The following is a 12372-nucleotide window of genomic DNA, read 5'->3' as shown; positions in this document are numbered from 1 at the left end:
CTGAATTGGTTATTAATGAAGCGCTTGCAGCTATGAAAATTGAATACTCCGAGTTCTCATTCAATAAACATTAATGACCGCCAATCTGCGTTTTCGGCTGCTGGTTCTGCTTTTGGTGCCGCTGATGCTGTTGGCGGCCATGGGTGGCTGGTTCAGCTACAGCGCCGCGGATGAGGCCTCCACCCAGCATGACCAGCGTTTGTTGCGCTTGCTGCCGGCCCTGGCCGATTCGGTGCTCGCGCCCTCGATTGCGGACGGCACGCCGCCGCTGGTGTCGCTGACGCCAAGCGTTGAAGACTTTTTGCGCAATCAGGGCGATGAAGCAGGCTATGCCGTGGGCGATCTGCAAGGCAATGTGGTGGCTGGCGATACCTGGATCAACTTCGATGTGCCGGCGACCGGCACGGCGGAATTCCATAGCCAGGAGCACGACGGTGTGACCTATCGCGTTGCCGTGCTCAAGGCCGAAACCTATGGCGCCGGCGAGATGGTCGTCATGCTGGCCGACAGCAGCGATGTGCGTCAGCAATGGGTGCGCCAGCTGCTGATGCATGTGCTGCTGCCCAATCTGCTGCTGATTGCGGGCGCGGCCGTAGCCATTTACTGGTCGGTGAGCCGGGCCTTCAAGCCGCTGCACAAGCTGACTCAGGCGGTGGAGCGCCGCTCGCCGCGCGATCTGAGCCCGATTGACGAGCAGACCTCGCCAGCCGAGGTCCGCCCGCTGGTGCGCTCGCTCAATCGCCTGTTCTCCCTGGTCAATGCCCAGGCCGAAGGCCAGCGCCGTTTCGTCGCCGATGCAGCCCATCAGCTGCGCACGCCGCTGGCGGCCTTGCAGACCCAGGTGGAGGCCTGGGCCCTGAGCGGGCAGGAGGCCAGGCGCCTGGCCAAGCGGACAGGGGAGCAGGCGCAGGTCGTGCTCACGGTGGAGCAGATCGAGCAGTTGCGCGATGCAACCCGGCGCACCTCCCAGCTGGCGCGTCAGTTGCTGGCCCTGTCGCGTGCCGATGCGCGCAATGCCGAGGTTCAGCCGTTGCAGGAGGTGGACCTCAAGGAACTTTGCGAGAGCATGCTCGAGACCTTCATCGATCGCGCCTCGATCAAGCATCTGGACTTTGGCCTCGAGGTCGAGCCTGCATCGGTCTGGGGCCATAGCTGGTTGCTGCGCGAACTGGTTTCCAACCTGGTGGAAAACGCCATCAAGTACACGCCCAGAGGCGGCAGCGTCACCTTGCGCTGCGGTCTGCGCCCCCGGCCCGTGGGCACGGACGATGCAACCCTGCTCCAGATGGCGGGTGTGCAGCAATGGGCTTTTGTCGAGGTTGACGATGACGGGCCCGGCGTGCCCGAGGAAGAGCGCAGCCAGATTACCCAGCGTTTCTATCGCGCCCAGGGAGTGATTGAAGAGGGAACTGGTCTGGGCCTGGCAATTGCCGATGAAATAACGCAATTGCATCAAGGTGTACTGAGTTTTTCAGATGGAAGTTTCGGTAAAGGCCTATTAGTAAGACTTGAAATTCCGGTTCAATCAGTTTCAGAAGGCAGTCATGAGGTATCTGAAGCTCTCAAAGGTTAATTTCTCGGTTACGCTTGCGTGTTGGTGAGAGCGGGGGTGAAAGTTCGGGGTGGAGACCGCAAGCCTGCTGTGTATTAAGGTTGGTTTGACGCACCTGACACCTACCGGTAAGGATAGTCGTGTGCTTAACAGTGCAACTGGCTGTGAGAAAATTGCTAATAAATACTGAGTCGCCTATGTCTGAGTCTGAAGTCCTGTCGCCTGTTTCCAATATTGAAAATCCCGCGGAGGACAGTCCTGCCGCTCCTGCCATGGCTCCTGCGCGCAAGCGCCCCAAGCCCGGCGAACGCCGCGAGCAAATCCTGCAGGCATTGGCCTCCATGCTGGAAAAGCCCGGTGCCGACCGTATCACCACGGCAGCTCTGGCTGCCCATCTGAGCGTGAGCGAGGCGGCCCTGTACCGTCACTTTGCCAGCAAGGCCCAGATGTTCGAGGGCCTGATCGAGTTCATCGAGCAGTCCGTCTTCACGCTGGTGCAGCAGATTGTGGGCCGCGATGTGCCCGAGGCCGCGCATGATCCGGTCACGAGCGTGCGCAATGCCAACCGCGTGGTGGCATTGCTGCTGCAGTTTGGCGAAAAAAACCCTGGCATGGTGCGCGTGATGGTCGGCGACGCCATCGTTTTCGAGCACGAGCGTCTGCAGACCCGCATGAACCAGTTCTTTGACCGCATCGAGTCCACCTTGCGCCAATGCCTGCGCCCTGCCGCTGGCGCCATGGGCTCTGCTGCACCGACGGCCGAAGCATCGGTTGCAGCCAGTGTGCTGACCTCGTTTGCGCTGGGACGTCTGCAGCGCTATGCCCGCTCGGGTTTCCGCCGCCTGCCCACCGAACACCTGGATGCCAGCCTGGCCATGATGGTCGTGGTCTGAGTCGCTCGTCGGGCACTCTTTCAGGAACGCCGCAGTCTCAGGACTGGCGGCGTTTTTTATTGCGCATCGAGGCAGCTGAGTCGGCAAAAGTCCTTGCGGGGAAAGGCTAAGTATTTACCCTGGATGGATTCAAAACCGGCCGGAAATTGTGCAAAATAGAACGAACGTTCGTTTTATTGAGAGTTTCATGGCCTCGTCCTCCGCTTCCCGTTCTTCAACTTCGCCCGCAGGTCGGGATGTGGCACACCCGGCTGGCCGCGGGGGGGCTGCGAGCAGGAAGACCAGCGCAAAGTCTCGCAAGCTGCACGCCGAGGCGCAAGCTGCGGTTAGCCCCAGTAAGGCCGTGGAGGGAGCTGCCACCAAGTCTGCGGGCCGATCGCTCGCAAAAGGTCAGCAAACCAAGGCCACGATTGTCGAGGCTGCGCTCAATCTGGCCACCCATATCGGGCTGGAAGGGCTGTCCATTGGCGCGATTGCCGAACTCACGGGCATGAGCAAATCAGGGGTGTTTGCCCATTTCGGCTCGCGTGAGGAATTGCAGATTTCCGTGGTGCACGAGTACCACGACCGTTTCGAGCAGGAAGTCTTCTACCCCGCCATCGAGGCGCCGCGCGGCATTCCGCGTCTGCGAGCGCTGTTTGGCAACTGGATGAAGCGCACCTCCATAGAGATCGACTCCGGCTGCATCTATATCAGCGGAGCAGTGGAGTTCGACGATCGCACGGGTCCGGTGCGCGATGCGCTGGCCGAGTCCGTCGGCACCTGGCTGGCTGCCATGCGCCGCACCATTGTGCAAAGCCAGGAATGCGGCGATCTGCGTGCCGATGCCGATGCCAGCCAGTTGCTGTTTGAAATTCACGGCCTGATTCTTGCCCTGCATTACGAGGCGCGCTTTCTGCATAGCGAGGGCTCGATAGAGCGGGCTCATGCAGGCTTCAACAACATTCTGGCGCGCTATGCCAGCGAGCCGCCAGCCGCCTGACGCCATTCACAACCCGCGTCAGTTCCAACCCCAAAAAAGCAAACCGTTCAACGCGCAACCATCACAGGAGACGACAAATGCCCAGCTACAACCCGCCACTGCGTGACATGCAATTCCTCATGCACGAGGTCTTTAAGGTCACCGAGACCTATCAGCAGATTCCCAAGTACGCGGAGGTCGATACCGACACCATCAACGCGGTGGTCGAAGAGGCGGGCAAATTTGCGGCCAATGTCACCTTTCCCTTGAATATCTCCGGCGACGAAGAGGGCTGCACGCTGAACAAGGAGACCCACGAGGTCACCACGCCCAAGGGCTTCAAACAGGCGTATGCGCAGTTCATCGAGGGCGGCTGGCCGGCACTGTCCTGCGATCCGGAGTATGGCGGCCAGGGTTTGCCGTTCGTGCTCAATTCGGCGCTTTATGAAATGCTCAACAGCGCCAATCAGGCCTGGACCATGTATCCCGGTCTGTCGCATGGAGCCTATGAGGCCCTGCATGCCTACGGCACGCCGGAGCAGAAGAAGACCTATCTGGGCAAGCTGACCAGCGGCGAGTGGACCGGCACCATGTGCCTGACCGAGCCGCACTGCGGCACTGACCTGGGCCTGCTGCGCACCAAGGCCGAGCCGCTGGCGGACGGCAGCTACAAGATCACCGGCAACAAGATCTTCATCTCGGCCGGCGAGCACGACTTCACCAGCAACATCGTGCACCTGGTGCTGGCGCGTCTGCCCGATGCGCCTGTCGGCTCCAAGGGCATCAGCCTGTTCGTCGTGCCCAAGTTCAAGGTGAAGGCCGATGGTTCGCTGGGCGAGCGCAACCCGATTTTCTGCGGTGCGCTGGAGCACAAGATGGGCATTCACGGCAATGCCACGGCCCAGATCAATATCGACGGCGCCATCGGCACCTTGGTGGGCGAGCCCAACAAGGGTCTGCAAGCCATGTTCGTGATGATGAACGCGGCCCGTCTGGGCGTGGGCAACCAGTCGCTGGGGCTGACCGAAGTGGCCTACCAGAATGCGCTGGCCTATGCCAAGGACCGCCTGCAGATGCGCAGCCTGTCGGGCGTGAAGGCCAAGGACAAGCCGGCCGACCCCATCATCGTCCACCCCGATGTGCGCCGCATGCTGCTCACGGCCAAGGCCTATGCCGAAGGCGGCCGCGCGCTGTCCACCTTCTGTGGCCTGCTGCTGGACAAGGAGTTGCACCATCCCGACGAGAAGGTGCGCAAGGACAGCGGCGAGTTGGTGGCGCTGCTGACGCCCATCGTCAAGGCCTTCATCACCGACAACGGCTGGACGGCGACAACCCTGAGCCAGCAGGTCTTCGGCGGCCACGGCTTCATCAAGGAATGGGGCATGGAGCAGTTTGTGCGCGATGCGCGCATCAACATGATCTATGAAGGCACGAACGGCATCCAGGCGCTGGATCTGCTGGGCCGCAAGATCCTGGGCAACCAGGGCGCGACGCTCAAGAAGTTCGGCAAACTGATCGCTCAACTGGTGGAGGAAGAGGGCGTCAACGAGAAGATGAGTGAGTTCATCACGCCCATTGCCATGCTGGGCGAGCAGATGACCAAGTTCACTACCGAGATCGGCTTCAAGGGCATGCAAAACCCCGATGAAGTCGGCGCCGCCGCCGTGGACTATTTGCGTGTGGCTGGTCATCTGGTCTTTGGCTACCTGTTTGCCCGCATGGCACAGGTGGCGCTGCGCGAGATCGCGGCCGGCAATGCCGATCCTTTCTATCAGGGCAAGCTGCAGACCGCGCGCTTTTACTTTGCCAAGCTGTTCCCCGAGACGGCGACGCTGATGCGCACCGCGCGCGCCGGCAGCCAGTCGCTGATGGACAGCGACGCGGCCCTGGCCTGATGTTCCGCAGGCGCATGCTGTGATGCTATTTAAAGAGTAGCTGCATGCGCCTATTCATCCCTTGTTTTGAATATAAAGGACTTGGAAATGAAAAAAATCAAAGCGGTGGCAGCTCTGGTATTGATAGCGGGCAGCATGTCCGCCGCTTGGGCGCAGATGTCGCCCGTGGGCACCTGGCGCAGCATGGATGAAAAGGAAAACACGCCCAAGGCGCAGGTGAAGATCACCGAGGCCGGCGGCGTGGTCACGGGCAAGGTCGAGGCCCTGCTGCGCAAGGGTGCGGACCCGAATGCGCTGTGCACCGAGTGCAAGGACGAGCTCAAGGACAAGCCCGTGGTGGGCATGACGCTGATCAGCGGTGTCAAAAAGGTCGAGGGCAAGGAGGTCTGGGAGGGCGGCAAGATTCTCGATCCCGAAAACGGCAAGACCTATACCGTGCGCCTGACGCCCGTCGACGACGGCCAGAAGCTGGAGGTGCGCGGCTCCATCGGTCCTTTCTGGCGTACCCAGACCTGGATCCGCGTTCAGTAAATCTCAAGACAGAAAACAGCCAGCGCCTCAGTCCCATGCTTTGTCCGTGGCAAGGCCGCTGGCCCTTAATGGAACATTGCTCATGTCCCGATTCAATGTGAAAAAAGTCGCCGTGCTGGGCGCGGGCGTGATGGGTGCGCAGATCGCCGCCCATCTGGTCAACGTCAAGGTGCCGGTCATTTTGTTTGACCTGCCGGCCAAGGAAGGCCCCAAGAGCGGCATTGCAGAGCGTGCCATTGCCAATCTGAAAAAGCTCAAGCCTTCGCCTATCGGCGTGGCCGATGATGTGGAACTGATCCAGGCGGCCAACTACGAAGAGCATATGAAGCTGCTCAAGGGCTGCGATCTGGTGATCGAGGCCATTGCCGAGCGCATGGACTGGAAGCTGGATCTGTATCACAAGATCGCTCCCTTCGTCGCCAAGCACGCGCTGCTGGCGTCCAACACTTCGGGCCTGTCGATCACCAAGCTGTCCGAGGCTTTGCCCGACGCCATCAAGCCGCGCTTTTGCGGCATCCACTTCTTCAACCCGCCGCGCTATATGCAGCTGGTGGAGCTGATCAACACGCCCACCACGCAGGCCGAGGTGCTGGACCAGCTCGAAGCCTTTGTCACCAGCATGCTGGGCAAGGGCGTGGTGCGCGCGCACGACACGCCCAACTTCATCGCCAACCGTATCGGCATCGCCGGCATGCTGTCCACGATGAAGGAGGTCGAGAACTTCGGTCTGTCCTTTGACGTGGTGGACGACCTCACGGGCAAGAAGCTGGGCCGAGCCTCCTCGGGCACTTTCCGCACTGCCGACGTGGTGGGCCTGGACACCATGGCCCATGTCGTCAAGACCCTGCAGGACAATCTGAGCCTGGAGACCGACCCCTTCTACGGCAGCTTCGGCACGCCGCCCGTGCTGGCCAAGCTGATCGAGCTGGGCAACCTGGGCCAGAAGACCAAGAAGGGCTTCTACAAAAAGGTCGGCCGTGACATCTTCCAGTTCGAGCTCGACAGCGAGGACTACATTCCCGCAGGCGGCAAGGCCGACGAGGTCTACGGCCGCATGCTCAAAAAGCCCGCTGCAGAGCGCCTTAAGCTGCTGCGCAATGCCGAGGGCAAGGAGGGCCAGTTCCTCTGGGCCATTTTGCGCAACAGCTTCCACTATGCCGCCGTGCACCTGCAATCCATTGCCGATTGCGCACGCGATGTGGACCAGGCCATGCGCTGGGGCTTCGGCATGAAGCAGGGCCCGTTCGAGCTGTGGCAGGAAGCCGGCTGGCTGGAGGTGGCCAAGATGGTGCAAGAGGACATCGACGCCGGCAGGGCGCTGTGCAAGGCGCCGCTGCCTCAATGGGTTTTCGAAGGTCCGGTGGCTGAGGCTGGCGGAGTACACACGGGCAATGGCTCGTGGAGCCCCGCGAAGAACCAATTCGTGCCGCGCCGTGTGCTGCCCGTGTACGAGCGTCAGCTGTTCCCTGAGAAACTGCTCGGAGAAACCGATCTGCCCGACTGGCAGACGGCTGGCACGACGATTGCCGAAACCAGGGCTCTGCGTACCTGGACGCTGGACGAGGATGAAAGCTCCTCCGGTAAGCGGGTCTTGATTGCCAGCATCAAGAACAAGATGCATGCCATCAGCCCCGAAGTCATGGAAGGCCTGATGGAGGCGGTGGATACGGCCGAGAGCGACTTTGACGCCATGGTCATCTGGTCCGGCGATGCGCCCTTCAGCGTGGGCGCCGACCTGGAGGCCACCATGCCTGCCTTTGTGATCGGTGGTGCCGACGCCATCGAGAGCATCGAGCAGGAGCTGCAGAACCTGATGCTGCGCCTGCGTTATGCACAGGTGCCCGTGGTGTCTGCCATTCACGGGCTGGCGCTGGGCGGCGGCTGCGAGATGGCGGTGTATTCGGCACGTCGCGTGGCCCATATGGAAAGCTATATCGGTCTGGTGGAAGTCGGCGTGGGCCTGGTGCCCGGCGCCGGCGGCCTGACCTATATCGCGCGCCGCGCTGCCGAAAATGCTGCCACCAGCACCGGCAAGGATTTGCTGCCCTTCCTGACCGAAGGCTTCACGGCCGCCGCCATGGCCAAGGTGGGCACCAGCGCGCTGGAGTCGCGCAAGCTCGGCTATCTGCTGGACAGCGACATCGTCGTGGCCCACAAGGACGAGGTGCTGTTTGTCGCCATCAACGAGGCCAAGGCGATGGCAGCCAGCGGCTGGCGAGCGCCGCACAAGCGCAGCTTCCCCGTGGCGGGCCGCAGCGGCCAGGCCACCATCAAGGGCTCGCTCGTCAATATGCGCGACGGCGGCTTCATCAGCGAGTTCGATCAGCATATTGCGGGCCTTATCGCCAATGTGGTCTGCGGCGGCGATGTCGATGCCGGAACGCTGGTGGATGAGGCCTATCTGATGAGCCTGGAGCGCAAGGCCTTCTGCCATCTGATTGCCCACCCCAAGACCCATGAACGAATCCTGGGCATGTTGAACACCGGCAAGCCGGTTCGCAACTGATTTGATATGAGCATCCCCCTGAGTCGCTGCGCGCCTTCCCCCTTCTCTCGCTTTGCGGGAAGGGGGACGCCAGCAACGCTGCGGGGCGGCCCTTGCTCGCTGGCTGCTGATATGCGCCGCGAAGCAATTGAAGCCTTGCACACAGGTTAAAGAGCTAAGAGACAACCAAGGAATTTGGTCATGAAACAAGTACAAGACGCCTATATCGTTGCGGCCACGCGCACTCCCATCGGTCGCTCGCACAAGGGCTTTTTCCGCAACTACCGTCCCGACGATCTGCTGGCCACCACGCTCAAGGCGGCGCTGGCCCAGGTGCCCGGCCTGGATCCCAAGGCGATCGAGGACATCGTCTGCGGCTGCGCGATTCCCGAAGCCCAGCAGGGCCTGAACGTGGCGCGCATCGGTGCCGTGCTGGCGGGACTGCCCACCAGCATCGGCGGCATCACCGTCAACCGTTTTTGCGCCTCCGGTCTGTCGGCCGTGGCCATGGCGGCGGACCGTATCCGCGTCGGTGAAGCCGATGTGATGGTTGCTGCCGGCGTGGAGAGCATGAGCATGGTGCCCATGATGGGCAATGCGCCCAGCCTCTCGCCCAGCATCTTCGAGCGCGATGGCGATGTGGGCATTGCCTACGGCATGGGCCTGACCGCAGAGAAGGTGGCCCAGCAGTGGAAGGTCTCGCGCGAGGCGCAGGATGCGTTTGCACTCGAATCGCACCGCCGCGCGATCGCCGCGCAGCAGGCCGGCGAGTTTGCGGCCGAGATCACGCCGATCGAAGTCACCGACCGCACGCTGAACATCGCCACGGGCGAAACCGTTGCCAGCACGCGCACCGTGAGCCTGGACGAAGGCCCGCGCCCCGATACCAGCCTCGAAGGCCTGGCCAAGCTGCGCACCGTGTTTGCGGCGCGCGGCACGGTCACTGCGGGCAATAGCTCGCAGACCAGCGACGGTGCGGGCGCGCTGATCCTTGCCAGCGGCGATGCCGTCAAGCGCTTTGGCCTGACGCCGCTGGCGCGCTTTGTCAGCTATGCCAGCAAGGGCGTGCCGCCTGCCATCATGGGCATTGGCCCCATCGAGGCCATTCCCGCCGCGCTGCGCTACGCGGGTCTCAAGCAGGACGATATCGACTGGTACGAGCTCAACGAGGCCTTTGCTGCCCAGTCCCTGGCCGTCATCAACACCCTGGGGCTGGACCAAAGCAAGGTCAACCCTATGGGCGGTGCGATTGCACTGGGCCATCCCCTGGGGGCAACCGGTGCCATCCGTGCCGCCACCGTGGTGCATGCGCTGCAACGCAAGCAGCTCAAGTACGGCATGGTGACCATGTGCGTGGGCATGGGGCAGGGCGCGGCAGGTATCTTCGAGCGCGTCTGAACGCCGCCGCCATGCAGACCACCCAGTCGCAAGCCTCTGTGCAGGTTCCGCTGCAAGCCGCCGTGCAATGGACGGAGATGGCCTTGCCCATCTCCGTGGGTTCGGCCCATCTGGTGCTGCGCCAGTGTCAGCCCAGGGCGGCAGCGCCGCTGGCGCAGGTGGTGGTGGCTGGCGCCATGGGCGTGCAGCAAAGCTATTACCAGGCCTTTGCCCGCTGGCTGGCGGAGCAGGGCTATGGCGTCACCACCTTCGACTACCGTGGCCATGGCCTGTCGCTGCAAGTGCCGCTGCGTGACGCCAGGGCCGACCTGCTGGACTGGGCCAAGGACTGCGAGCTGGTGGCAGCGCAGCTCAAGCAGCAGTTTCCCCAGCAGCCGCTGATCTGGATCGGTCATAGCGTGGGCTCGCAACTGCCGGGCCTGGCCTCCATTCCCCTGCCCATCAACGGCTTGCTGTCTGTTGGCAGCGGCAGCGGCTACTGGCGCGACAACGCGGCGCCAACCAGGCGCATGGTCAGGCTGTTCTGGTGGGGAGTCGCTCCGCTGGTCACTGCGTTGTACGGCGCGTTTCCGGGGCGCAAGCTGGGCATTGTGGGCGATCTGCCGGCAGGCGTGATCTGGCAATGGCGTCGCTGGTGCCTGAATCCTCTGTACGCCATGGGCGCGGAAGGCCGCTGGGCGGCCGAGGCCTATGCGGCAGCCCACTATCCCTTGCATGCGCTGTATTTCGAAGACGACGAAATGATGTCGCTGGCCAGCGTGCAATCTTTGGTGGACTGGTACAAAAGTGCGCCCAGCACGCTGGAGCGTGTCGATCCGGGCCTGGCTCCGTCCGGACGCATAGGCCATCTGGGGTATTTCAAGGAAGAGATGCGTGAGCTACTGTGGCAGCCCCTGTTGCCCTTGCTGCAGAGCTGGCGCGACGGTGACCGTGGCCCAGGCAAACCCTTGTTCGGGCCGCTTGAGTCACCTGTTTGACGGCTTTCATTCCCGCCCTTGGGCAACACTGCCAATCATGAGCACAGACCTCCACCCCTTTGATCGTGCCGTGGCGCTGAGCGCTACGGGCGTGCCCAATCAGTACCAGGGAACGGCTTCGCCCGATTACTGGAATATGGTCGGCCCTTATGGCGGCATCACGGCGGCCAGCCTGGTGCAGGCCATCCAGCAACACCCTCAGTGTCTGGGCGATCCGCTGTCCATCACCGTCAACTATGCGGCAGCCGTGGGGCCGGGCGCTTTCGAGATCGAGGCCAGGCCGGTGCGTACCAACCGCTCCACCCAGCACTGGCTGCTGACCATCACCCAGCCCGATGCCGAAGGCCAGCCGCAGATCGTGACCACGGCCACGGCCGTGACGGCGGTGCGTCGCCAGACCTGGAGCGTCAGCGATATGCCCATGCCCGAGGTCCGGGCTGCTGCGGAGGTGGAGCGCGTGCCGCCGTTGTTCAAGGCCTCCGAGTGGCTGACCCGCTACGAGATGCGATTTGTGGACGGCATCCTGCCGCGTGAGGAGGACGGTGCCGAGCGCGACAGTCTGACGCGGCTCTGGGTGAGAGACAATCCGCCGCGTCCGCTGGATTTCGCGTCGCTGGCTGCGGTCTCCGATGTGTTCTTTCCGCGGGCGTGGCTGCGCCGCGCCAAGCGCGTGCCGGCGGGTACGGTGTCTATCACTGTCTACTTCCATGCCGGACGCGAGGAGCTGGCTGAAGCAGGTGACGGATTGCTGCTGGCGCAGGCGCGAGGGCAGGAGTTCCGCAACGGCTTTTTTGACCAGACGGCTCAGTTGTGGAGCCAGTCCGGTCAGATGCTGGCGACCAGCCACCAGATTGTTTACTACAAGGAATAGCGCGCCGAAACCAGCGAGCTGTTCACATCATTCACAAGGCAAGACCATGAGCAATACCCAGGATAGCCAGGACATCCTGGTGCACACCGAAGAGGGCGTGTGCACCATCACCTTCAACCGTGCGGCGAAGAAGAACTCCTTCACCGAGGCCATGTACACCCAGATGGCGGATGCACTGGCGGCCGCCAAGGTGGACGCAGGCGTGCGCGTGGTGGTGTTTCAGGGCGACATCGCCATCTTCAGCGCGGGCAACGATATTGCGGACTTCCTGAAGCAGGCCTCAACCCCCGGTGCAATGGGGGCCGATGCGCCCGTGTGGCGTTTTCTGCAGGAAGTCTCGGCCTTCCCCAAGCCTCTGATTGCTGCCGTCTGTGGTCCGGCAGTGGGTATTGGCACCACGCTGCTGCTGCACTGCGATCTGGTCTATGCCGGCGATAACGCCGCATTCTCGCTGCCCTTCATCAACTTGGGCGTATGCCCCGAAGCGGCATCCAGCCTGCTTTTGCCCCAGATGCTGGGTTATCACCGCGCTGCCGAAGCCCTGCTGCTGGGCGAGCCATTCATGGCAGAAGCCGCGCTGGAGGTGGGCCTGATCAACCGCGTGGTGCCGCCCAGTGAATGCAATGCCGTGGCACAGGCCCAGGCCAGGAAGCTGGCGCGCAAGCCCCTGTCCTCGCTGATCGAGACCAAGCGCCTGATGAAGGGCGGCCAGGCCAAGGCAGTGGGCGAGCGTATCGTGGAAGAAGGCGCGGTCTTCGCCCGCATGCTGCGCGAGCCCGCGGCCAAGGAAGCACTGACGGCCTTCATGG

General features: G+C 62.6%; 10 protein-coding genes. All 10 read left to right on the top strand.

The genetic code is table 11. The annotated features are described in order from the left end of the window. Positions 1–73 precede the first annotated feature (73 nt). Positions 74–1573, top strand: a complete 1500-nt coding sequence (locus CSE6_RS18955) for a sensor histidine kinase (protein ID WP_034354523.1) — start codon at positions 74–76, stop codon at positions 1571–1573. Positions 1574–1749: 176 nt separating this feature from the next. Continuing rightward, a complete protein-coding gene (gene slmA / locus CSE6_RS18950; protein WP_003081301.1) occupies positions 1750–2445 on the top strand; it encodes a nucleoid occlusion factor SlmA in 696 nt (231 codons plus the stop codon). 187 nt (positions 2446–2632) lie between these two features. Continuing rightward, positions 2633–3427 carry a TetR/AcrR family transcriptional regulator gene (locus tag CSE6_RS18945; RefSeq protein ID WP_174447024.1) on the top strand — a complete coding sequence of 265 codons (795 nt, stop codon included), beginning with the start codon at positions 2633–2635 and terminating at the stop codon, positions 3425–3427. Positions 3428–3504: 77 nt separating this feature from the next. Beyond that, positions 3505–5301 carry an acyl-CoA dehydrogenase C-terminal domain-containing protein gene (locus CSE6_RS18940; protein WP_034354516.1) on the top strand — a complete coding sequence of 599 codons (1797 nt, stop codon included), beginning with the start codon at positions 3505–3507 and terminating at the stop codon, positions 5299–5301. Positions 5302–5388: 87 nt separating this feature from the next. Beyond that, the gene (locus CSE6_RS18935; RefSeq protein WP_034377170.1) at positions 5389–5832 is read left to right on the top strand and encodes a DUF2147 domain-containing protein; all 444 of its coding nucleotides are present in this window, start codon (positions 5389–5391) and stop codon (positions 5830–5832) included. An 82-nt stretch (positions 5833–5914) separates the two neighbouring features. Further along, the gene (locus CSE6_RS18930) at positions 5915–8338 is read left to right on the top strand and encodes a 3-hydroxyacyl-CoA dehydrogenase/enoyl-CoA hydratase family protein (protein WP_034377169.1); all 2424 of its coding nucleotides are present in this window, start codon (positions 5915–5917) and stop codon (positions 8336–8338) included. Between the two features lie 180 nt (positions 8339–8518). After that, positions 8519–9715 carry an acetyl-CoA C-acyltransferase gene (locus CSE6_RS18925; protein WP_034377167.1) on the top strand — a complete coding sequence of 399 codons (1197 nt, stop codon included), beginning with the start codon at positions 8519–8521 and terminating at the stop codon, positions 9713–9715. Between the two features lie 11 nt (positions 9716–9726). Beyond that, a complete protein-coding gene (locus tag CSE6_RS18920; RefSeq protein WP_034377166.1) occupies positions 9727–10692 on the top strand; it encodes an alpha/beta fold hydrolase in 966 nt (321 codons plus the stop codon). A gap of 37 nt (positions 10693–10729) precedes the next feature. Beyond that, a complete protein-coding gene (locus CSE6_RS18915) occupies positions 10730–11563 on the top strand; it encodes an acyl-CoA thioesterase II (RefSeq protein ID WP_034377165.1) in 834 nt (277 codons plus the stop codon). Between the two features lie 46 nt (positions 11564–11609). Further along, the coding region (locus tag CSE6_RS18910; RefSeq protein ID WP_059441246.1) for an enoyl-CoA hydratase at positions 11610–12372 on the top strand (763 nt) is incomplete at its 3' end.

The sequence above is a fragment of the Comamonas sp. E6 genome (assembly GCF_001010305.1).
Classification (GTDB): Bacteria; Pseudomonadota; Gammaproteobacteria; order Burkholderiales; family Burkholderiaceae_C; genus Comamonas; species Comamonas thiooxydans.
This window is presented reverse-complemented; position numbering and strand designations above follow the sequence as displayed.